The following is a 20,981-nucleotide window of genomic DNA, read 5'->3' on the forward strand; positions in this document are numbered from 1 at the left end:
TAGGCCAAGCTCCGGGTACTGGTCTAAACCATTAAAGACCAGGTCCCAGTCCCACGAGCATGACCCGACGTATGTCTTCGCGCGGTGGGCAGGGGGGTTGCAGGCATCCCTGAGGAGGGTGGCGTGAAGCGCAAGCTCATCGCGGCGATCGGCGTCGCGGGCATGATGGTCTCCATCGCTGCATGTGGTTCCGACAGCGACAAGGCCAAGGATGGCGACAAGGGCACGGCCGGGGGCAACAAGACCCTGACCGTCTGGGTCATGGACGGTTCCGCTCCCCAGGAGTGGATCGACGGGATCAACAAGGAGTTCGAGGCCTCGCACCCCGGTGTCAAGGTCAAGGTCGAGACGCAGCAGTGGACCGACATCCAGACCAAGGTCACCACGGCGCTCTCCGAGAACACCCCGCCGGACGTCCTGGAGATCGGCAACACCCAGACCACGGGCTACGCCGCCTCCGGCGGTCTCGCCGACCTCACCGGTGACAAGGACAAGCTCGGCTACGCCAACTGGAGCGAGGGCATCAAGCCCTCGGCCGAGCTGGAGGGCAAGCTCTACGCCGCTCCGTGGTGGGCCGCCAACCGCGCCGTCATCTACGACAAGGCCGCCTTCAAGAAGGCCGGCGTCACCCCGCCGAAGACCCGCGCCGAGTGGATCGAGGGCCTGAAGAAGCTCAAGGCCGCCGACCCGAAGTCGCAGCCGATCTACCTGCCCGGCCAGAGCTGGTACGTCTTCGCCGGCTTCCTGTGGGACGAGGGCGGCGACCTCGCCACCAAGGACGGCGACAAGTGGAAGGGCGGTCTGGGCACCGCGCAGGCCGCCTCGGCCATGAACTTCTACAAGGAGCTGCAGTCCTTCTCGTCCGCTCCGAAGGACAAGGACGAGGCGACCCCGCAGCAGTCCACCGACATCGTCCCCAAGGGCGGCGTGGCGTCCTGGATCGGTCTCGGCTGGGAGGCCGGCGGCGCGATCGACGCCATCAAGAAGGCCGGCAAGACCGCCGACTTCGGCTACTTCCCGATCCCGGGCAAGACCGCCGACAAGCCGGGCTCCGTCTTCTTCGGCGGCTCCAACCTCGCCGTCGCCGAGCGTTCGCAGAACAAGGACCTCGCGAAGGAGTGGCTGGCCCTCGCCGCCGGCAAGAAGGGCATGCAGTCCTACGGCACGGCCGTCAAGGGCGGCATCGTCCCGAACGACCCGTCCGCGCAGATCCAGCCCGAGGCCGGCTCCTTCGCCGAGGCGATGGTGAAGTCCGCGAACAGCGGCCGCATCACCCCGATCACCGAGGGCTGGGCCAACGTCGAGACCGAGCCCAACCCGATCAAGGGCTACATGACCAAGGTCCTGAAGGGCGAGGACCCGAAGAAGGCCGGCGAAGAGGCCGACAAGGTCATCGCCGAGCGCCTCAACCAGTAGCGGTAACCACCCCCGGTGGCGCGGCCGGATCGTACCGGCCGCGCCACTCGGTCATTGCAGTGAACAGCGGCCCGCTCCCCCGGGCCGCGCCCCGGTGGGCGCGGGAGCCCCAGAACCGCGAGGAAGAAGACCATGACCGTGGACTCCCAGGGGACGGCAGGCGCCGTTCCTCAGGACGCGCCCGGGAGGGCGGCAGGGAAGTCGCAGACTCCGCCACCCCCTTCCGGCGCGAAGGAATCCCTTCGGCCTCCGCGCGGCAGGCGCTCCCTGCCCAGCGGGCTGCTGCCGTACCTGCTCGTCACGCCCGCCCTGCTCTCCATGGCGGTGCTGCTGCTCTACCCGCTTTTCCGCAATGTGATCCTCTCCTTCCAGGGGGTCAACAAGCGGGAGATGATCCGGCGCGAGACGCCCTGGGTCGGCTTCGAGAACTACACCAAGCTGCTGGGCGACCCCGACTTCTGGAACGTCGTCGTCCGGTCGCTCGTCGTCACCGCCGTCAACGTCGCCCTGGTCATGCTGTTCGGCACGCTGATCGGCATGCTGCTCAACCGCCTCGGCAAGAAGATGCGGTTCGTGCTCTCCCTGGCGCTGATGTTCGCCTGGGCCATGCCGATCGTCGCCTCGGTCACCGTCTTCAAGTGGCTCTTCGACGAGCAGTTCGGCGTCGCCAACTGGCTGATGCGCTCCATCGGCTTCTCCGGCTACGACCAGCACAACTGGTTCGAGACCGGCTTCTCCACCTTCGTCATCGTGACGATCCTCCTCGTCTGGGGCTCGATCCCCTTCGTGGCCCTCAACATGTACGCCGCCCTGACCACGGTCGGGTCCGAGCTGTACGAGGCGGCCAAGATGGACGGCGCGAGCGGCTGGCGCACCTTCTGGTCCGTGGTCTTCCCGAACCTGAAGCCGTTCTTCATGATCACCACGTTCCTGGAGATCATCTGGATCTTCAAGGCCTTCACCCAGGTCTACGCCATGAACCAGGGCGGCCCCGACCGCTCCTCCGAGACCCTGCCGGTCTTCGCCTACATCGAGGGCATGGGCCAGCAGCACTACGGCCTCGCGGCCGCCATCTCGATCCTCACCATCGTGATGCTGCTCGTGGCCATGTCCTTCTACTTCCGCCTGATCCTGAAGCAGGAGGACGAGCAGTGAGCACCACCACCCCGACCCCCCAGAAGCTGCGGACCCGCGGCCCGCTCCGGCCGGCGACGGTGGCGAAGAACCTCACCGCCCTCGTGGTCGCCGTGGTCTTCGTCTTCCCCGTCTACTGGATGTTCTCGTCCTCGCTGAAGCCGCAGAGCGAGATCCTGACGAAGGATCCCGTCTTCTTCTTCACGCCGACCTTCGAGAACTACACAACGGCCACCGGCGTCGACCTGTTCTGGTCCTACGTCACGAACAGCCTGATCGTCACCCTCGGCGCCGTCCTCCTGGCCCTCCTCGTGGCCCTCGCCGCGAGCTTCGCGATCGCCCGCATGAAGTTCAAGGGCCGCAAGGGCATCGTCCTCATCGTGATGATGGCGCAGATGGCCCCCTGGGAGGTCATGGTCATCGCGATGTACATGATCGCCCGCGACAACGACATGCTGAACAGCATCCCGCTGCTCACGGCGATCTACTTCGTGATGGTCCTGCCCTTCACCATCTGGACCCTGCGCGGCTTCATCGCCGCCGTCCCGGTCGAGCTGGAGGAGGCCGCGCAGATCGACGGCTGCACCCGCGGCCAGGCCTTCCGCAAGGTGATCTTCCCGCTGCTCGCCCCCGGTCTGATGTCGACCTCGCTCTTCGGCTTCATCACCGCCTGGAACGAGTTCGCGATGGTCCTCGTCCTGAACAAGGACAAGACGAACCAGACCCTCACGCTCTGGCTGACCCAGTTCCAGACCGCCTTCGGCAACGACTGGGGCGCCACCATGGCCGCCTCGACCCTCTTCGCGCTCCCCGTGCTCGTCGTCTTCATCTTCCTCCAGCGCAAGGCCGTCGGCGGCATGACCGCCGGCGCGGTGAAGGGATAACGGGTCTCATGACCACTCTCGTACACGGCTCGGACACGCTCACCCGCGACGCGCTCACGGTCCTCCAGCCCGGCTTCGTCGGCACCACCGCCCCCGACTGGCTGCTCCGCCGCATCGGCGAGGGCCTGTCGTCGGTCGGCCTCTTCGGCCGGAACATCGTCACCCCCGAGCAGCTCACCGCGCTCACCGCGCAGCTGCGGGCCGAGCGGGACGACGTCCTCGTCGCCATCGACGAGGAGGGCGGCGACGTCACCCGCCTGGAGGTCAAGCGGGGCTCGTCCTTCCCCGGCAACTACGCCCTCGGCAGCGTCGACGACGTCGAGCTCACCCGGGCCGTGGCCCGCGAGCTCGGCCGCCGGCTCGCGCAGTGCGGGGTGGACCTCAACTGGGCCCCCTCCGCCGACGTCAACTCCAACGCCGAGAACCCGGTCATCGGCGTCCGGTCCTTCGGGCCGGACCCGGACCTGGTCGCCCGGCACACCGTGGCGTACGTCGACGGCCTCCAGGGCGTCGGGGTCGCGGCCTGCACGAAGCACTTCCCCGGACACGGCGACACCAACGTCGACTCGCACGACGCGCTGCCCCGGATCGATGTGGACCTCGCCACACTGCACGCCCGTGAGCTGGTGCCTTTCCGCGCGGCCGTCGCCGCGGGTACCAAAGCGGTCATGAGCGCGCATATCCTTCTGTCCGCGCTCGACCCGCACCGTCCGGCCACCCTGAGCCCGCAGATCCTCACCGGTCTGCTGCGCCAGGAGCTGGGCTTCGAGGGGCTGATCGTCACCGACGGCATGGAGATGCAGGCCGTCTCGGCGACGTACGGCATCGAGCGCGGATCCGTCCTCGCCATCGCCGCGGGCGCCGACGCCATCTGCGTCGGCGGCGGGCTGTGCGACGAGGACACCGTGCTGCGGCTGCGCGACGCGCTCGTCAACGCGGTACGGACCGGTGAACTGCCCGAGGAGCGGCTGGCCGACGCCGCGGCGCGCGTGCGCGCCCTGGCGGCCTGGACCCAGGCGCACCGGGCCAGGGGGGCTGGATCGGTGCCGGGCGCGGCAGTGCAGGAGGGGACCGCGCCCGGCGCCGACATCGGACTCGTCGCCGCCCGCCGGGCCCTGCGGGTGACCCGCGGGGAGCGCCCGTACACGCCGGTCACCGGCACCCCCTACGTGGCCTCCTTCACCCCGGTCGCGAACTTCGCCGTCGGCGACGAGACCCCCTGGGGGATCGCCGCGGAGCTGGAGCGGCTGCTGCCCGGCACGGAGACCGGCTCGTACGACGAGTCCTCCGCGGACTCGGCCCTGGCCGACGCGGGGGAGCGGCGCGTCGTGGCGGTCGTACGCGACCTCCACCGGCACCCGTGGATGATCCGGGCCCTCGACGCCCTGCTCGCGGCCCGTCCCGACACCGTCGTGGTCGAGATGGGCCTCAACGAGGCGGAGCCCCGCGGGGCCCTGCACATCGCCACGCACGGCGCGGCCCGGGTCTGCGGCCGCGCCGCCGCCGAGGCCGTGATCGGCACCGGAGCCTGACGGCCGCCCGTACCCGTCCCGTACGGATACGAAGGGGCCCGGCACCTGTTCTCAGGTGCCGGGCCCCTTCGCGCTGTCACCGGGGTCGCGGGCGGTTTCAGATGCCCTGCCAGGCGGGCTTGTTCGCGAAGGTGTGGCGGAAGTAGTCCGCGAGCTTCAGCTTGGAGGCGGCGGCCTCGTCCACGACGACCGTGGCGTGCGGGTGCAGCTGGAGCGCGGAGGCCGGCACGAGCGCCGCGACCGGGCCCTCGACGGTCTGCGCCACGGCCTCGGCCTTGCCCTCGCCGGTGGCGAGCAGCACCAGGTGGCGGGCCTCCAGGATGGTGCCGATGCCCTGGGTGATGACGTGGTGCGGCACCTGCTCGATGTCGTCGTCGAAGAAGCGCGCGTTGTCCACCCGGGTCTGCTCGGTGAGCGTCTTGATCCGGGTCCGGGAGGCGAGCGAGGAGCACGGCTCGTTGAAGCCGATGTGCCCGTCGGTGCCGATGCCGAGGATCTGGAGGTCCACGCCGCCGGCCTCGCGCAGGGCCCGGTCGTAGTCCTCGCAGGCCGCCTGGACGTCCTCGGCGGAGCCGTCGGGCCCCATGAAGGCCTCCGGGGAGAGCCCGAGCGGCTCGACGACCTGCCGGAGCACGGTGGAGCGGTACGACTCCGGGTGCCCGGCGGGAAGGCCGACGTACTCGTCCAGCTGGGCGATCCGGGCCCGCGAGGCGTCCACCGAACCGGCCTTGACCTGGGCGGTCAGGGCGTCGTAGATGGGCAGCGGAGTCGAGCCGGTGGCCACGCCGAGCAGCGCGTCGGGCTTGCGGCGCAGGAGGTCGGCGATGCCGTCCGCGATGAGCTCTCCGCCCGCCTTGGCGTCCTTGACGATGACAACTTCCACGCTGTGCCTGCCGATCTGGTGAGGGGCTGGGAAGGGGTCCGGTGGTATAGACCAATCTAAGAGCAAATCTAGCAGAGGAGAGCCTTTCCTCCCATGCCGTTCCGCCCCCCGGACGCCCCCGCTCCCATCGTCTGCCGCCCCCGCCCCGCCAGCCACTCGGACCCCGGCCGTGGGGTCGGCCGTGGGCCCGGCTGCCGCCCCGGCCGCGGGCCCCGACCGTGGGGCCGGGAGCCCGCGGAAGCGGGCCGTCCGGCCGGGGCGGTGCGGGGAGGGGCGCCCCACCCCACCTCACCCCGCCCCTCCCCGTACCGCCGCACCGCTGCCCCGGCTCTCACGCCCGGACCCGGGCCCGGCCGGTCACGCTTGCCCCCGGTCCCGCCTGGCCTCCTTGCTCCCGGATCCCGCCCGGCCCCAGGCTCCGGGTCCGCCCGGCCGGGCCTCCAGGCTCCGGGCCCGCCCGGTCGGGCCGTCAGGCCAGCGAGCCCCCCGTCGCGTCGATCCAGTGGCCCGTCACCCAGCGCGCGTCGTCGGAGGCCAGGAAGGCCACCACGTCCGCTATCTCCGCCGGGGTCCCCACCCCGCCGAGCGCCGACAGGGCCGCCGAGGACGCCAGGGCCTTCTCGTTCCCCCGCAGCCAGCCCGCGTTCATGTCCGTGTCCACGATGCCCGGCGCCACCGCGTTGACCGTGATCCGGCGCGGCCCCAGGACCTTCGACAGGTACCTGGTGAACACGTCCAGCGCGCCCTTCGACATCGCGTACGCGATCGTCTCCGGCATGAGCGCCGCCTTGCTCAGGCCCGTCGAGACGTTGATGATCCGGCCCCCGTCCCGCAGCCGGTCCACGCCCTGCTGGGCCAGGAAGAACGGCGCCTTCGTGTTGACCGCGAAGACCCGGTCGTACTCCTCCTCGTCGATCGTCGCGAACGGCCGGCGCGCCCCGGTCCCGGCGTTGTTCACGAGGATGTCCAGCCCGTCCGCCGCCTCGTCGAACGCCGCCCAGAGCGCCGCCGCGTCCCCCGGCGTCCCCAGCTCCCGCCCGATCGCGAAGGCCTCCCCGCCCGCCGCCTCGATCGCGGTCACCGTCTCCTTCGCCGCCGTCTCGTTGCCCCCGTAGTGCACCGCGACCCGTGCCCCCTCGCGGGCCAGCCGCTCGGCGATCCCTCGCCCGATGCCCCGACTGCCGCCCGTGACGAGGGCCGTCTTCCCGGCCAGCCTCCCCGTCGTCCTCACCGTTGCCGTCCTTGCGTCGAGCACGCCCATGGCGGCGCCCCCTCAATTCTGTAGCGGTCGCTATGTAAAGACCGTACCCCACTTCCGTAGCGCGCGCTATAGAATTCACTCCATGGTGACGAGACAGCGTGGCCGCCCCCGCTCCTTCGACCGGCCCACGGCCCTGGAGCAGGCCACGATGGCCTTCTGGGAGCACGGCTACGAGACGACCTCCGTCTCCGACCTCACCCGCGCCATGGGCATCAGCGCGCCCAGCCTCTACGCCGCCTTCGGCGACAAGAAGACCCTCTTCGAGGAGGTCGTCGAGGCCTACGTCCTCTCGTACGGGGCCTACGGCGGCCGCGCCTTCGCCGAGGAGCCGACCGCCCGGGACGCCGTCGGGCGCATGCTGGGCGAGGCCGCCCACCTCTTCACCGAGCCCGGCCATCCCCCCGGCTGCCTGGTGATCTCCGCCGCGGTCAACTGCTCGACCCCCGAGGTCGAGGCGATCCTGCGCGACCGCCGGAACGCCAACCTGGCCTTCTTCGAGGCCCGGATCCGCCGGGACGTGGAAGCCGGCGAGCTCCCGGCCGGCACCGACCCGCGCGCCCTCGCCCGCTTCAGCGGCGCCGTCCTCCAGGGCATGTCCCAGCAGGCCCGCGACGGGGCGACGGCGGAGGAGCTCGCGGCCGTGGCCGAGGCGGCTATGCGCGCCTGGCCGACAGGGGAAGCGGGAGGGTAGGCCCGGGAGGGCGGTGGCCCGGAGCAGGAACCGGCCCCGGAAACACCCGCGGGCCGCGGCGCCCGGCGGGACCCTCAGCCCGCCCGGCACCGCAGCCCGGAGTTGCTCGGCCGGGGGTGTGCGGTCCCTCGGCCGTGTGGGAGGTCTCGACGCAGTCAGGGCAGAGAGCGTCGGGTACCTCGTTCCATCCTCCTGTGCGGGGAGGATGGAGGCTCTGTCGCGTTCATTGTGGACTAGACCATTCTTGTCTGTCCATCCACAGGAACGCGGTGCTTCCTGGCCCATACTCCAACACGCGGCCCCGGAGATCCAGGTTCACCGCCCCTGAATTCCGCGGGTACGCTCGCATCGTGCCCTCCATGAACGACCTCGTACGCCAGCACACCGCCCTGAGCGACTCCGACCTCGAGTGGCTCCACCTGCTGGTGTCGGAGTGGCAGCTGCTCTCCGACCTCTCCTTCGCCGACCTCGTCCTCTGGGTCCCGACCCTCGACGGCACGCGGTACGTCTCCGTCGCCCAGATGCGGCCGAACACCGGCCCCACCTCCTACCAGGACGACATGGTCGGCCATCTGGTCCCGCGCGGCCGCCGCCCGCTGCTCGACGCCGCCCTCGACGAGGGCCGGATCGTCCGCGAGGGCGACCCGGAGTGGCGCGAGGAGGTGCCCGTGCGGGTCGAGTCGATCCCCGTGCGGCGCGAGGGCCGGGTCCTCGGCGTCATCGCCCGCAACACCAACCTGCTCACCGTCCGCACCCCCTCCCGCCTGGAGCTCACCTACCTCCAGTCGGCCTCCGACCTCGCCCAGATGATCGCCGCCGGAACGTTTCCGTTCTCCGGTGAGCAGGTCGACATGGACTCCTCGCCCCGCGCCGGCGACGGCCTCGTCCGCCTGGACGCGGAGGGCGTCGTCCAGTACGCCTCGCCCAACGCCCTCTCCGCCTACCACCGGCTCGGCCTCGCCGCCGACCTCGTCGGCCAGCACCTCGGCCAGATCACCGCCGAACTCGCGCCCTCCCGGGGCCCGGTGGACGAGGCCCTGGTCACCCTGGCCTCCGGCTACGCGCCGCGCGAGTTCGAGGTCGAGGGCAACGGCGGGGTGATCCAGCTGCGGGCGATCCCGCTCAAGCCGAAGGGCACCCGCATCGGTTCGCTCGTCCTGCTCCGGGACGTCACCGAACTGCGCCGCCGCGAGCGCGAGTTGATCACCAAGGACGCCACCATCCGGGAGATCCACCACCGGGTGAAGAACAACCTCCAGACGGTGGCCGCCCTGCTCCGTCTCCAGGCCCGCCGGATGGACTCCGACCGGGGCCGCGAGGCCCTCAACGAGGCCGTGCGGCGCGTCGGTTCGATCGCCATCGTCCACGAGACGCTGTCCCAGAACCTGGACGAGCGCGTGGAGTTCGACGAGATCGCCGACCGCGTCATCGCGATGGTGGCGGAGATCTCACCGGGCAAGGTCACCTGCCGGCGCAACGGCCGCTTCGGCATCCTCGACGCCGAGGTCGCCACCCCGCTCTCCATGGTCCTGACCGAGGTCCTGCAGAACGCCCTGGAGCACGCCTTCGCCCAGGGGGAGCAGGGCACGGTCGAGGTCTCCGCCGTCCGCGGCGAGGCCCGGGCCGACGCGCGTCTCCTCATCACGGTCAAGGACGACGGCCGCGGCCTGCCCGAGGGCTTCGACCCGCAGCGGGCCGGAAACCTCGGCCTCCAGATCGTACGGACCCTGGTGGAAGGGGAGTTGGGCGGAACCTTCGACATGCTGCCGGGCGCCGAGCGCGGTACGAAGGTGGTCCTCGACATTCCCGTACGGTCCCAGAAGTGATCTCCGCCGCGATCGCGGCGGGGGAACACAGAGGGAACACAGAGGGAATACGGGGGAACACGGCAGCGAGCCCCGGACCGAAGGGAATTCGGTCCGGGGCTCGAATGCTGTGGGTTACTGCTGCGCGCTGCGACTCAAGGGCGGTGATTGCACACGCGATGTGTGCGCCGCTCGCCTGAGGCTGTAAGTGGGGCGTCAGGCGCTGGCGTTGCGCGCCCGGTTGCGAGCGGCACGGCGCTTCATCGCGCGGCGCTCGTCCTCGCTGAGGCCACCCCAGACGCCGGAGTCCTGGCCGGACTCGAGCGCCCACTGCAGGCACTGCTCCATGACGGGGCAGCGGCGGCAGACGGCCTTGGCTTCCTCGATCTGCAGCAGCGCAGGACCGGTGTTGCCGATGGGGAAGAACAGCTCGGGGTCTTCCTCACGACAAACGGCGTTGTGACGCCAGTCCATGGCTGCTACCTCTCTTGGTATTACGTGCAGGGTGCTTGTGAATGTGAACGCTTTCACGAATCCCCCCGCAAGGGAAGGGCCGACTGCCAGATGAACTGGTGTGGTCCTTGGATTGAGGAGGGGTTCTGGCTCTCAGTGGAGGCCGGTCCTGCGGGCCGTCCCGATCGCCAAGAAGAGACTCGCAAACCTCGGCAGCGGATACAACCCCTTCCGGAAAGTTTTTTTTGATTCCTCGGTGTCGGCTAGGTCACAGCCGTACTTCTTAGGGGTGGATGCGCGCCTAAACGTTCGAGTGAAAGGACTTTGGGCCCTTCCACTCACACAATCACACGCAGTGCACGGCGAACGCCTGTGAACGTCACGCTCGTACGCAGTCCCAGGTGGTCTCCGTCCATCTGGAGGGGGAGGGGGACCTTCGAATGCAAGGTGAAGTCGGTCAGATCGTGCAGGGACACCGCGTGCTTGCCGCGGGGCCCGCGCTCCGGGGACGAAGTGAGCAACTGGGTGGCATACCGGGCGACCGCGGGGGTGGAGAGACGCCTCAGCCCGAGCACGTCGAGCGCGGTTTCGAAGGAGGCCTCCGGGGACGCGTACACCGGGCGATTGCCCAGGTAGGTCCAGGGGGAGGTGTTGCAGATTATGGAGAGGACCAGGTCCTCGACCGGCTCCGCGCCCGGCCGCTCCAGGGTGATCGTGCCGTGCCGGCGGTTCGTCTCGCCCAGGAACTGGCGTACCACCTGGCGCAGGTACAGGGCGTGCGTGGATCTCTTTCCGCGCTCCCGCTGCTGTTCGACCCGGCCGATGACGCTCGCGTCGAAACCGAGGCCGGCGCAGAAGGTGAACCAGCGGGACGGCACCGATTCGTCCTCCGTGCCCGGCGTCCCGGACGCGAGCCCGAGGCTCACCGTGCGTGTCCGTTCCTCACGCAGTGCGTCGAGCAGGGCGCCGGTCGCCTCCACGGCGTCGTTCGGCAGTCCGAGCGCGCGGGCGAAGACGTTGGTCGACCCGCCGGGGACGACCGCGAGGTCCGGAAGGCGGTCCGGATCGGGTCCGCCGTGCAGCAGTCCGTTGACCACCTCGTTGACCGTGCCGTCCCCGCCGAGGGCCACGACCAGGTCGACGTTCCCGCTGTCGGCGGCCTGTCGGGCCAGGTCGCGCGCGTGTCCGCGGTACTCGGTGGTGACCGCCTCCAGCTTCATCTCGCTGGCAAGGGCGTGGATGAGGACGTCACGGGTGCGGGCACTGGTGGTGGTGGCTGCCGGGTTGACCACGAGAAGTGCGCGCATGGTCGCCAGCGTACCTACCCGGTGGTACCGGGCCCAGTCCGGTCCATTTCCCGGCACCCGGCCCTGCCTGCACGGCGGCATTCGGCCCTGTCGGCCCGGCGGCACCCGGTCCGGCCCGCCCCCGGCGTCGCTCCGGCCCGGCCGACCGCACCCGGCCCCGGCGGCCCCGGGGGCGTCCCCGTTACCCTGCCTTCCATGAGCAGTGCGGAGCAGACCCCCGTCAGCAGCGGTACGGAGCGGACCCCCGTCGGCGACGCGGAGCGGGCCCACCGGCCCACCCGCCTCACCGCCGCGGCGGCCGTGGCCGGCGTCGAGGCGCTCGGCCTCGTCGCGGGGGGCGTGTACATGCTGGTGAAGGCCCTGACCGGGTCGCCCGGCGACCTCACCGGAGCGCTGACGGGCGCCGTGACGCTCGTCGCACTCGGTCTGATCCCGCTCGCCGCCGCCCGCGGCCTGTGGCTGTGCCGCTCCTGGAGCCGCGGCCCGGCCGTCATCACCCAGATCCTGGCCCTGCCGGTCGCCTGGCAGATGCTCCAGGCGAACAGCGCCATGATCCCGGCGGGCGCGGTCCTCGGCGTCCTGGCCGTCACCGGGCTCGTCCTCCTGGTGAACCCCGCCACGACCGAGGCGCTCGGCATCCGGCGCCCCGGCCAGAACACCCCGTGAGCGGCGATCTCGTGAACGGCGCTCCGTGAGCGGGGCAAACGGATAGCGGCGGGTCCTACTCCTCCACCAGGAGCTTCTCCCGCAGCTGCGCGAGCGTCCGGGCGAGCAGCCGGGAGACGTGCATCTGCGAGATGCCCACCTCCTGCGCGATCTGCGACTGGGTCATGTTCCCGAAGAAGCGCAGCAGCAGGATCCGCTTCTCCCGGGGCGGCAGGTCCTCCAGGAGCGGCTTGAGCGACTCGCGGTACTCGACCCCCTCCAGGGCCTCGTCCTCCGCACCCAGCGTGTCCGCCACCGCCGGCGACTCGTCGTCGGTGTCCGGGACGTCCAGGGAGAGCGTCGAGTAGGCGTTCGCCGACTCCAGGCCCTCCAGGACCTCCTCCTCCGAGATCCCGAGCCGCTCGGCCAGCTCGTGCACCGTCGGGGAGCGTCCGTGCTGCTGGGAGAGCTCGGCGGTCGCGGTGGTCAGCGAGAGCCGCAGCTCCTGGAGCCGACGGGGCACCCGTACCGCCCAGCCCTTGTCCCGGAAGTGGCGCTTGATCTCGCCGACGACCGTGGGGGTGGCGTACGTCGAGAACTCGACCCCGCGCTCCGGGTCGAACCGGTCCACCGACTTGATCAAGCCGATCGTCGCCACCTGCGTCAGGTCGTCCAGCGGTTCGCCGCGGTTGCGGAAGCGTCGGGCCAGGTGCTCCACCAGCGGCAGGTGCATCCGCACCAGCCGGTTGCGCAGCTCCGCCTTCTCGGGGGAGCCCTCCGGCAGCTCGCGCAGCTCGACGAAGAGGGCGCGGGCGCCGCTCCGGTCCTGCGGGACGGGGGCGGGGTGGACCTCCGGCGCCCCGTCGGCCCCGTCGGCGTCCCGGGCCTCGGCGTCCCCGGACCCGCCGGTCCCGTTGACACCGCCGGCACCATTGACACCGCCGGCGCCATTGACTCCGCCGGTCCCGTTGACGCCGTCGCCCCGGACCCCGCCGGCCCCGGAAGCCTCCGCGGGGGCCTCCGGGACGCCCGGGGTCCCGGCACCCTCGTGCTGCTGCTCGTGCTCGCTCATCTGGTCCGCCCGCTCCGTAGCGACCTCATGCGGCCGCGCCTTCTGCCCGGGGATGCCGGCCGTCGCGTCCCCGCTCCTCACGCCGGGCCTGGCCCCGCGCCGCGCTGTTTGTACAGGCTGATCGAGACCGTACGGTCGTCGGCCACCGACGACTCCACCTTCCCGGCCAGCGCCGACAGCACCGTCCAGGCGAAGGTGTCCCGTTCGGGAGCACGGCCGTCCGTCGTCGGAGCGGAGACCGTCACGTCCAGCGAGTCGTCGACCAGTCGGAAGACACAGCTGAGGACGGACCCCGGTACGGCCTGCTGGAGCAGGATGGCGCAGGCCTCGTCGACCGCGATCCGCAAGTCCTCGATCTCGTCGAGGGTGAAGTCCAAGCGCGCCGCGAGGCCGGCCGTGGCCGTACGCAGCACGGACAGATAGGCACCCGCAGCGGGCAGCCGGACTTCCACGAAGTCCTGGGTCCCGGGCTCGCCTGCGATCTGGGACACCCTCACCTCCAAGGTGGCACAAACTCGTTCGGGGCTCGGGGGAGAGGCCCCCGAACCGGGCGGTACGCAGGGGGCTGCGCAGTCCGCCGTGACGCTATCGCGATCCGTCCCGCCGTGTCGCCGTGCGGTTCCCGACCCCGTCGCGACCCGTCACCCATGGTAGGTCCACGGGTGCGGACGGTGGGCGGAGGCCTGTGGACAACGGAACCGAGCGACCGGCGGAGGGGTGACGTACCCAAGCGGGAGCCCGTCGAACCGCGCGCCGCGCAACCGTCAGACGATCGCACCGTCCACGAAGCACCAGCGCCACCGCTCGCCCGGCTCGAAGGTCCGCATCACCGGGTGCCCGGTCGAGGAGAAGTGCGCCGTCGCGTGCCGCCCCACCGAGGAGTCGCAGCACCCCACGTGCCCGCAGGCCAGACAGAGCCGCAGCTGGACCGGATGCGTGCCCTCCGCCAGGCACTCGGGACAGGTGTCGGACAGCGGCGCCGGCTCGGGGCGCGGCAGTCCGGCAAGGTGCGGGCACTCACTCATGATGGCCAGGTTACGTCGCGACACGGACGAGAGAACGGACGGACGGGATGGACGCGCTGCGGCTGGTGGCACTGGTGGCGGCGAGCGCCGCGATCGCGGGAGCGGCCCGCCGGACCCCGGTGCCCGCCCCGCTGCTCCTGGTCGCCGCCGGCCTCGCCGCCTCGTACGTCCCGGGCGTCCCCGACTACACGCTCGACCCGCACGTCGTCCTGCCGCTGATCCTGCCCCCGCTCCTCTACACGGCCGCCGTCGAGTCCTCCTACCTCGACCTGCGGGCCAACGTCCGGCCCGTCGCCCTGCTCTCCGTCGGGTACGTCCTCTTCGCCACCGTGGCCGTCGGCTGGCTCGCGTACGTCCTCGTGCCCGACCTGCCGCTCACCGCCGCCCTCGTGCTCGGCGCGGTGATCGCCCCGCCGGACGCGGTCGCCGCCACGGCCATCGCCCGCAAGCTGGGCCTGCCGCACCGGATCACCACGATCCTCCAGGGCGAGTCCCTGGTGAACGACGCCACCGCGATCACCGCCTACCGGGTCGCCCTCGCGGCGGCCGTCGGCGAGGGGATCAGCTGGGCGGGCGGCGCGGGGGAGTTCGCGCTCGCGGCCGTCGGCGGCGTCGGCGTCGGCCTGGTCCTCATGGTCCCCATCCACTGGCTCCGCCTCCACCTGCGGGACTCCCTGCTCCAGAACACCCTCTCCCTCCTCATCCCCTTCACCGCCTACGCGGCCGCCGAGGAGGTCGGCGCCTCCGGGGTCCTCGCCGTCGTCGTGGTCGGCCTCTTCCTCGGCCACCGCGCCTGGCAGGTCGACTTCGCCACACGGCTCCAGGAGGAAGCCGTGTGGAAGATGGTCGCGTTCGTCCTGGAATCCGCCGTCTTCGCCCTGATCGGCCTCCAACTCCCGTACGTCGTCCAGGGGCTCGGCCGGTACGGCGTCGGCGAGGCGGCCGGGTACGCGGTCGGCGTCTTCGTCGCCGTCGTCCTCGTCCGCTTCGTCTGGGTCTACCCGGCGACCTTCCTGCCCCGGTGGCTCTCCGCCCGCGTCCGGGAGCGGGAGCCGGGGGTGGACTGGCGGGCGCCGCTCGTCGTCGGCTGGGCCGGCATGCGCGGAGTGGTCTCGCTCGCCATCGCCTTCTCCATCCCCGTCGCCGTGGACGGCGAGGAGTTCCCGGCCCGCAACCTCGTCCTCTTCCTCACCTTCACCACCGTGATCGGCACCCTGGTGGTGCAGGGCCTCACCCTGCCGCCCCTCATCCGGCTCCTGAAGCTTCCCGGCCGCGACCGGTACGCCGAGACGCTGGCCGAGGCGCAGGCCCAGAGCGAGGCCTCGCGGGCCGCCGAGGAGCGCCTCGACGCGCTCCTCGCGGACGAGCGCAACGCCCTGCCGCAGCCCCTCGCCGACCGGCTGCGCACCGTCCTCGACCGGCGCCGCAACGCGGTCTGGGAGCGGCTCGGAGCGGTCAACGAGACCACCGGGGAGACCGCCGACGACACCTACCGGCGCCTCTCGCGCGAGATGATCGAAGCCGAGCGCGAGGTCTTCGTGCGGCTCCGCGACGAGCGCCGGATCGACGACGAGATGATGCGCGTCCTGCTCCGCCGCCTCGACCTGGAGGAGGCGGCCGCCTACCGCGAGGAGACGGACGGCTGAACCCCGTCCGGGGCGCCCGTGACCACCGCCGCGATCCGGGTGCCCGGGGGGAACGCCCCCTCCTCCGCCAGGGTCACGAGGCCGTGCAGCATTTTGGCCACATACAGTCGCTCGATGGCGAGTTCATGCCGTTCCTCGAAATCCCGTGTGAACGCCTCCAGGGCCGGGGACACGCGCGCGTAGCCCCCGTCGTGGAAGCGCCCGTCCAGGGACCAGTCGCCGCGCGGGCCCCCGAACGCGGCCTCCTGGAGGGCGCGGACCTCCCCGCCCAGGAAGTCCCCCCTGAGGACCGGGAAGCCGAGGGCCCGCTGCCCGGGGGCGAGCCCGGCCGCGAGGCCCGCCAGGGTGCCGCCCGTGCCGCAGGCGACCGCGACCGCGTCCGCCGCTCCCGCGAGCTCCCGGCCCAGCTCCGCGCAGCCGCGCGCGGCGAGCGCGTTGCTGCCGCCCTCCGGGACCACGTACGCGCCCGCGTGGGCGCGGTCCAGGAGCGCGGCGAGGACGGCGGGGTCGTTCTTCGCGCGGTACGTGGCCCGGTCCACGAACTCCAGGCGCATCCCGTCCGCCGCGCACCGCGCGAGGGACGGGTTGAGCGGGCGTCCGGCCAGCTCGTCGCCCCGGACCACCCCGACCGTGGGGAAGCCGAGCAGCCGGCCGGCGGCGGCCGTCGCCCGCAGGTGGTTGGAGTACGCCCCGCCGAAAGTGAGCACGGGCCGCCCGGCCGCCGCCTCCAGGTTGAGCGCGAGCTTGCGCCACTTGTTGCCCGGCAGGTCGGGGTGGATGAGGTCCTCGCGCTTCAGGAGCAGCGTGAGACCGCGCCGGGCGAAACGTTCGTCCTCCACCGGCTCCAGGGGCGAGGGGAGCCGGGGCCGCAGCCGGGAGAGGTCGAACGCGTTCACGGCGCCATTGTGCCGCCCGCCCCGTGGGCCCCTGCGGTCGGCGGCCGTACGGTCCGGCTACCGCATGCGTTCCGCGATCCGCTCCCGCATGGAGGCCATCGTGAAGCCTCTCGGGTCCGACTTCCCCGGCTGCCACTCCAGGTGGCCGATGACCGACCGGTGGGTCCAGCCGTGCACCCGGCACACGGCCGCGGCCGCCTTCGCGATGGCGTCCAGCTGGACCTTCGGCCACGGGTCCACGCCGTCCCCGAGGTTCTCGCACTCGAAGCCGTAGAAGTGCCGGTTGCCGTCCGTGGTGGCCTCGTCGTCCCGGGGCAGGCGCCGCTCGGCGATGACCGCCCGGAGCACCTCGTCGTCGCCGAGCCCGGCGTGGTTGGCACGCCCGTAGCCGACGAGGTGGACGGTGCCGTCCTTGGCGATCACGCCGTGGCAGAGCGGCCCCGGCAGGCCCGCGTAGCCGTCCCGGCAGACGCGGACGGTGCCGGCGGTGCCCCGGGTCACGGTGTGGTGGATCATCACGCCGTGCACCGGGCCCCAGGGGCCCTTGTGGTTGCGGTTGTGGGTGGACCAGTCGCCTACCTGGACGACCGCGAGGCCCTCGGCGCGCAGTGCGGTGAGGAACCTGTTCGCGGACATGGGCGCAGCCATGGCTGACTCCTTCCGGAGGACGGATGGTCTTCCGGAGTACCGGAGTCCGCCGCTCCGCCGCCATCCGTTCGGACCGTGTGCGAGCCGATTTGGACAGGGGTGGCGAGGGACCGCCGGAGCTCGACCGTCAGGATGGAAAAACCGGTGACATGCCCCGAAGATCTTCGAACAGTCCCACTCGATTGTGTAATGGCGCCGACACGCTGCGTACTGAAAGGCTTCTCTCGCAACTCAGTCATACGAGAGGGAGTTCCATGTCCGTAGGTTCGGTTGGCGACGAGGTCCGCGCGGAGCAGCAGGCGCCGCAGCAGAGTCTCGGCACCGCCGCCGCGCGGAACCTCGCCACGACCACCAAGTCGGCCCCGCAGATGCAGGAGATCACCTCCCGGTGGCTGCTGCGCGCGCTGCCGTGGGTCCAGGTGCAGGGCGGCACGTACCGGGTGAACCGGAGGCTCAGCTACTCCGTGGGGGACGGGCGCGTCACCTTCGTCCAGACCGGCGAGCGCGTCGCGGTGATCCCCGCCGAACTCGGCGAACTCCCCGCCCTGCGCGGTTACGAGGACGAGGACGCGCTGTCCGAGCTGGCGTCCCGCTGCACCCAGCGGGAGTACGCGGCGGGCGAGGTCATCGCCACCGCGGGCGCCCCCACGGATCGGGTGTACCTCCTCGCCCACGGCCGGATCGAGCAGATCGGCGAGGGGCCGTACGGCGACGAGGCGGTCCTCGGCGTCCTCGCCGACGGCGCCTACCTCGGCGAGTCGTCCCTGATCCGCGAGGACGCCACCTGGGAGTGGACCGCCCGGGCCGCCACCGCCTGCACGGTCCTGGAGCTCACCCGGGCCGACGTGCGGAACCTCGCGGACCGGGCCGGCTCGCTCGCCGCCCACCTGGCGACCGTCGCCGCCCTGCCCGAGCAGCGCACCAACAACTACGGCGAGGCCGCCATCGACCTCTCCGCCGGCCACGTCGGCGAGGCCGTCGTCCCGCACACGTACGTCGACTACGACGCCTCCCCCCGCGAGTACGAGCTGAGCGTCGCCCAGACCGTCCTCAAGGTCCACAGCCGCGTCGCCGACCTCTACAACCAGCCGATGAACCAGACCGAGCAGCAGCTGCGGCTCACGGTCGAGGCGCTCCGCGAGCGCCAGGAGTACGAGCTCGTCAACAACAAGGAGTTCGGCCTCCTCTCCAACTGCGACTACGAGCAGCGGATCCAGCCACACGACGGCGCCCCCAGCCCGGACGACATGGACGAGCTGCTCTCCCGCCGCCGGGGCTCCAAGATGTTCCTCGCCCATCCGCGCGCCATCGCCGCCTTCGGGCGCGAGCTCAACAAGCGCGGTCTGGTGCCCGAGACCATCGACGTCAACGGCAACCGCATCCCGACCTGGCGCGGCGTGCCCATCTACCCGTGCAACAAGATCCCGGTCTCGGACGCCCGTACGACCTCGATCATCTGCATGCGTACCGGCGAGGCCGACCAGGGCGTGATCGGTCTGCACCAGACCGGCATCCCCGACGAGATCGAGCCCAGCCTCTCCGTCCGCTTCATGGGCATCGACGAGCAGGCGATCATCTCCTACCTGGTCACCGCCTACTACTCGGCCGCGGTCCTCGTCCCGGACGCGCTCGGCGTCTTGGAGAACGTCGAGGTCAGCCGCTGGCGCTGAGCCCGCGGCGCCCCGGGGCGGGGGAGTGGACCCTCCCGCCCCGGGCGCTCCCGGCCCACCGCGGCGAACGACCGCCGTACGGAGCGGTCGCCGTACGGGTCGTCGCCGCGCAGGACGTCACCGCGCGGGCGGTCGCCGCCGCGCGGGGCGTTGTCGTGCAGAGCGGTCGCCCGTGCGGGGCGACCGCCGTGAAGGACGCGAAGGAAGTGACCGTGACCATGACCAGTGCGGATGCCGCCACCGGCGGCCAGGGGGCCGCGGCGCTCCTGGACCGGACGCGGACGGCCGTCCAGCCCCAGCTCCGCTCGACCGTCGAGACCCTGCCCGGTTCCATACGCCGGGTGGCGATGTACCACTTCGGCTGGGAGCACGCCGACGGCTCCCCGGCCGCCGAGCAGGCGGGCAAGGCCATCCGGCCCGCCCTCGTCCTCGCCGCGGCCCGCGCGCTCGGCGCCGAGGAGACCGGGGCCGTGAAGGCCGCGGCCGCGGTGGAGCTCGCGCACAACTTCACCCTGCTCCACGACGACATCGTCGACGGGGACCCGACCCGGCGCCACCGGCCCACCGCCTGGACGGTCTTCGGCATCCCGGACGCGCTGATAGCGGGCGACGCGATGAGCGCGCTCGCCCTGCGGCTGCTCGCCGAGGACCCGCACCCCGCCTCGGCGGCCGCCTCCGCGCGCCTCGCCGCCTGCATCATCGAGCTCTGCGCGGGACAGCAGGCGGACTGCGCACTCGAACAGCGCGGCCCGCGCGAGGTCTCCCTCGACGAGTGCACGGCCATGGCCACCGCCAAGACCGGGGCGCTGCTCGGCTGCGCCTGCGCCCTCGGCGCGCTCTACGCGGGTGCGGACGAGGAGGAGGTCGTGGCGATGGACGCCTTCGGCCGGGAGGCGGGCCTCGCCTTCCAGCTGATCGACGACCTCATCGGCATCTGGGGGGACCCGGAGCGCACGGGCAAGCCGGCCGGGGCCGACCTGGCCGCCCACAAGAAGTCGCTGCCCGTGGTGGCGGCGCTCACCTCCGGGACCCCGGCGGCGGAGGAGCTGGCCGAGCTGTACTCCCGGCCGGTCCTCGACGTGGAGGGGGTGCGGGCGGCGGCGGACGCGGTGGAGCGGGCCGGCGGGCGCGACTGGGCCCAGGCCCAGGCGGCCGAGCGGATGGGCCGCGCCGTCGAGCACCTGGCGCGGGCGGTCCCGGACCTGGCGGCCGCGGGGGACCTGCTCGCCCTGGCGGAGTTCGTCACCCGGCGCACGCGCTGAGTGCCGTCACGGCCCGGCGGCGAAGACGGTAAAGGGCTTGCGCAACCACTACAGCCAGAGCACTATGGCTGACGTGGTCGCGGACGTGATCCGCTGCCCGGACTTCCCTTGAACGAAAGAGGACCGGTTTGCGCAAGCTCACCTACTACATCGCCTGCACCATCGACGGCTTCATAGGCGACCCCGAGGGCGACGCCACCTCCATGTACAAGTACGTGGACGAGGCGTACCTCCGGTGGATGAACGCCGAATACCCCGAGACGGTCCCCACCCAGGGCCGTGAAGCACTCGGCATCGACAACCCCGGCAAGCACTTCGACACCGTGATCCAGGGAGTGGGGTCGTACCGGATCGCCCTGGACATCGGCATCACCAGCCCCTACAACCACCTGCGCGAACTCGTCGCCACCCGCTCCCTGACCGAGTCGCCCCACCCGAACGTCGAGCTGATCCACGACGACCTCGTCGGCCGCGTCCGCGAACTCAAGGCCGAGGACGGCCCGCTGGGCATCTGGCTCTGCGGCGGCTCCACCGTCGCCGGCGAACTCGTCGACGAGATCGACGAACTGATCATCAAGACCTACCCGCAGATGTACGGCACCGGCATGCCGATGTTCGGCGCCGGTTTCGAGCCCCGGGACTTCGAGCTGGACGACGTCCGGGTCTTCGACAACGGCGTACTCGTCCGCCGGTACTCCAGGAAGCGGTAGCGCCCGCGTACGGAGGCGTGCGCGGGCGGGGCGCCCTACCC

20 protein-coding genes are annotated in these 20,981 nt (G+C 71.7%); 11 read left to right on the forward strand and 9 right to left on the reverse strand.

Annotation, left to right across the window (positions count from 1 at the left end; translation table 11 throughout):
• The first annotated feature begins 123 nt into the window (after positions 1-123).
• The 4 genes from CP977_RS23190 (at position 124) to CP977_RS23205 (ending at position 4,966) form a co-directional block, all read left to right on the forward strand.
• On the forward strand, positions 124-1,416 hold the full coding sequence (locus tag CP977_RS23190; RefSeq protein WP_062752295.1) for an extracellular solute-binding protein: 1,293 nt from the start codon (positions 124-126) through the stop codon (positions 1,414-1,416).
• Positions 1,417-1,548: 132 nt separating this feature from the next.
• Entirely contained in the window at positions 1,549-2,571 is a 1,023-nt protein-coding gene (locus tag CP977_RS23195) for a carbohydrate ABC transporter permease (RefSeq protein WP_062752294.1), read from the forward strand.
• A gap of 26 nt (positions 2,572-2,597) precedes the next feature.
• Complete coding sequence (locus tag CP977_RS23200; protein WP_079131283.1) at positions 2,598-3,434, forward strand: carbohydrate ABC transporter permease; 837 nt, start codon at positions 2,598-2,600, stop codon at positions 3,432-3,434.
• Between the two features lie 8 nt (positions 3,435-3,442).
• Positions 3,443-4,966 (forward strand): glycoside hydrolase family 3 protein, encoded by a 1,524-nt coding sequence (locus CP977_RS23205; protein WP_062752293.1) that lies wholly within the window; start codon positions 3,443-3,445, stop codon positions 4,964-4,966.
• Between the two features lie 97 nt (positions 4,967-5,063).
• Here CP977_RS23205 and nagB read toward each other — a convergent pair whose 3' ends face one another.
• Entirely contained in the window at positions 5,064-5,849 is a 786-nt protein-coding gene (gene nagB, locus CP977_RS23210) for a glucosamine-6-phosphate deaminase (RefSeq protein WP_062752292.1), read from the reverse strand.
• A 469-nt stretch (positions 5,850-6,318) separates the two neighbouring features.
• The gene (locus CP977_RS23215) at positions 6,319-7,110 is read right to left on the reverse strand and encodes an SDR family oxidoreductase (protein ID WP_062752291.1); all 792 of its coding nucleotides are present in this window, start codon (positions 7,108-7,110) and stop codon (positions 6,319-6,321) included.
• A gap of 82 nt (positions 7,111-7,192) precedes the next feature.
• On the opposite strand from CP977_RS23215, the gene CP977_RS23220 reads away from it, so the two are divergent.
• Together CP977_RS23220 and CP977_RS23225 are read left to right on the forward strand one after the other, a co-directional pair.
• Positions 7,193-7,801: a TetR/AcrR family transcriptional regulator gene (locus tag CP977_RS23220; RefSeq protein ID WP_062752290.1), complete on the forward strand. Its 609-nt coding sequence runs from the start codon at positions 7,193-7,195 to the stop codon at positions 7,799-7,801.
• Between the two features lie 359 nt (positions 7,802-8,160).
• Positions 8,161-9,627: a sensor histidine kinase gene (locus CP977_RS23225; protein WP_062752289.1), complete on the forward strand. Its 1,467-nt coding sequence runs from the start codon at positions 8,161-8,163 to the stop codon at positions 9,625-9,627.
• A gap of 195 nt (positions 9,628-9,822) precedes the next feature.
• On the opposite strand, the gene CP977_RS23230 is transcribed toward CP977_RS23225, so the two are convergent.
• Together CP977_RS23230 and CP977_RS23235 are read right to left on the reverse strand one after the other, a co-directional pair.
• A complete protein-coding gene (locus tag CP977_RS23230; RefSeq protein ID WP_003953983.1) occupies positions 9,823-10,080 on the reverse strand; it encodes a WhiB family transcriptional regulator in 258 nt (85 codons plus the stop codon).
• 317 nt (positions 10,081-10,397) lie between these two features.
• On the reverse strand, positions 10,398-11,366 hold the full coding sequence (locus CP977_RS23235) for a diacylglycerol/lipid kinase family protein (protein ID WP_062752288.1): 969 nt from the start codon (positions 11,364-11,366) through the stop codon (positions 10,398-10,400).
• Positions 11,367-11,561: 195 nt separating this feature from the next.
• On the opposite strand from CP977_RS23235, the gene CP977_RS23240 reads away from it, so the two are divergent.
• Positions 11,562-12,032: a hypothetical protein gene (locus tag CP977_RS23240; protein WP_208420654.1), complete on the forward strand. Its 471-nt coding sequence runs from the start codon at positions 11,562-11,564 to the stop codon at positions 12,030-12,032.
• A gap of 55 nt (positions 12,033-12,087) precedes the next feature.
• Here CP977_RS23240 and CP977_RS23245 read toward each other — a convergent pair whose 3' ends face one another.
• The 3 genes from CP977_RS23245 to CP977_RS23255 form a co-directional block, all read right to left on the reverse strand.
• Positions 12,088-13,083 carry an RNA polymerase sigma factor SigF gene (locus tag CP977_RS23245; protein ID WP_372460607.1) on the reverse strand — a complete coding sequence of 332 codons (996 nt, stop codon included), beginning with the start codon at positions 13,081-13,083 and terminating at the stop codon, positions 12,088-12,090.
• Between the two features lie 77 nt (positions 13,084-13,160).
• Positions 13,161-13,574, reverse strand: a complete 414-nt coding sequence (locus tag CP977_RS23250; RefSeq protein WP_019889334.1) for an ATP-binding protein — start codon at positions 13,572-13,574, stop codon at positions 13,161-13,163.
• A gap of 273 nt (positions 13,575-13,847) precedes the next feature.
• Complete coding sequence (locus CP977_RS23255) at positions 13,848-14,108, reverse strand: UBP-type zinc finger domain-containing protein (protein WP_152370748.1); 261 nt, start codon at positions 14,106-14,108, stop codon at positions 13,848-13,850.
• A gap of 47 nt (positions 14,109-14,155) precedes the next feature.
• Between CP977_RS23255 and CP977_RS23260 the strand changes: the two genes are divergently transcribed.
• Entirely contained in the window at positions 14,156-15,754 is a 1,599-nt protein-coding gene (locus CP977_RS23260) for a Na+/H+ antiporter (protein WP_062752284.1), read from the forward strand.
• Here the strand turns inward: CP977_RS23260 and CP977_RS23265 are convergent.
• Together CP977_RS23265 and CP977_RS23270 are read right to left on the reverse strand one after the other, a co-directional pair.
• A complete protein-coding gene (locus CP977_RS23265; RefSeq protein WP_062752283.1) occupies positions 15,730-16,650 on the reverse strand; it encodes a 1-aminocyclopropane-1-carboxylate deaminase/D-cysteine desulfhydrase in 921 nt (306 codons plus the stop codon). The two genes, CP977_RS23260 and CP977_RS23265, sit on opposite strands and share 25 nt — an antisense overlap.
• Positions 16,651-16,707: 57 nt before the next feature.
• Positions 16,708-17,298 (reverse strand): peptidoglycan recognition protein family protein, encoded by a 591-nt coding sequence (locus tag CP977_RS23270; protein WP_183953278.1) that lies wholly within the window; start codon positions 17,296-17,298, stop codon positions 16,708-16,710.
• 254 nt (positions 17,299-17,552) lie between these two features.
• Here CP977_RS23270 and CP977_RS23275 point away from each other — a divergent pair, with 254 nt between their 5' ends.
• The 3 genes from CP977_RS23275 (at position 17,553) to CP977_RS23285 (ending at position 20,940) form a co-directional block, all read left to right on the forward strand.
• Entirely contained in the window at positions 17,553-18,968 is a 1,416-nt protein-coding gene (locus CP977_RS23275) for a family 2B encapsulin nanocompartment shell protein (RefSeq protein WP_062752281.1), read from the forward strand.
• A gap of 218 nt (positions 18,969-19,186) precedes the next feature.
• Complete coding sequence (locus tag CP977_RS23280) at positions 19,187-20,230, forward strand: family 2 encapsulin nanocompartment cargo protein polyprenyl transferase (RefSeq protein ID WP_183953286.1); 1,044 nt, start codon at positions 19,187-19,189, stop codon at positions 20,228-20,230.
• Between the two features lie 128 nt (positions 20,231-20,358).
• The gene (locus CP977_RS23285) at positions 20,359-20,940 is read left to right on the forward strand and encodes a dihydrofolate reductase family protein (RefSeq protein WP_152370750.1); all 582 of its coding nucleotides are present in this window, start codon (positions 20,359-20,361) and stop codon (positions 20,938-20,940) included.
• Positions 20,941-20,981 lie beyond the last annotated feature (41 nt).

This window comes from Streptomyces cinereoruber (genome assembly GCF_009299385.1).
Lineage (GTDB): Bacteria > Actinomycetota > Actinomycetes > Streptomycetales > Streptomycetaceae > Streptomyces > Streptomyces bikiniensis.

Bases quoted from the DNA above. Each gene is read 5' to 3' on its own strand.
- CP977_RS23215 (WP_062752291.1), bottom strand. From the start codon at position 7,110: ATGGGCGTGCTCGACGCAAGGACGGCAACGGTGAGGACGACGGGGAGG.
- CP977_RS23275 (WP_062752281.1), top strand. From the start codon at position 17,553: ATGTCCGTAGGTTCGGTTGGCGACGAGGTCCGCGCGGAGCAGCAGGCG.
- CP977_RS23225 (WP_062752289.1), top strand. From the start codon at position 8,161: ATGAACGACCTCGTACGCCAGCACACCGCCCTGAGCGACTCCGACCTC.
- CP977_RS23235 (WP_062752288.1), bottom strand. From the start codon at position 11,366: ATGCGCGCACTTCTCGTGGTCAACCCGGCAGCCACCACCACCAGTGCC.
- CP977_RS23245 (WP_372460607.1), bottom strand. From the start codon at position 13,083: ATGAGCGAGCACGAGCAGCAGCACGAGGGTGCCGGGACCCCGGGCGTC.
- CP977_RS23280 (WP_183953286.1), top strand. From the start codon at position 19,187: ATGACCAGTGCGGATGCCGCCACCGGCGGCCAGGGGGCCGCGGCGCTC.
- CP977_RS23230 (WP_003953983.1), bottom strand. From the start codon at position 10,080: ATGGACTGGCGTCACAACGCCGTTTGTCGTGAGGAAGACCCCGAGCTG.
- CP977_RS23240 (WP_208420654.1), top strand. From the start codon at position 11,562: ATGAGCAGTGCGGAGCAGACCCCCGTCAGCAGCGGTACGGAGCGGACC.
- CP977_RS23270 (WP_183953278.1), bottom strand. From the start codon at position 17,298: ATGGCTGCGCCCATGTCCGCGAACAGGTTCCTCACCGCACTGCGCGCC.
- CP977_RS23255 (WP_152370748.1), bottom strand. From the start codon at position 14,108: ATGAGTGAGTGCCCGCACCTTGCCGGACTGCCGCGCCCCGAGCCGGCG.
- CP977_RS23205 (WP_062752293.1), top strand. From the start codon at position 3,443: ATGACCACTCTCGTACACGGCTCGGACACGCTCACCCGCGACGCGCTC.
- CP977_RS23260 (WP_062752284.1), top strand. From the start codon at position 14,156: ATGGACGCGCTGCGGCTGGTGGCACTGGTGGCGGCGAGCGCCGCGATC.
- CP977_RS23195 (WP_062752294.1), top strand. From the start codon at position 1,549: ATGACCGTGGACTCCCAGGGGACGGCAGGCGCCGTTCCTCAGGACGCG.
- CP977_RS23220 (WP_062752290.1), top strand. From the start codon at position 7,193: ATGGTGACGAGACAGCGTGGCCGCCCCCGCTCCTTCGACCGGCCCACG.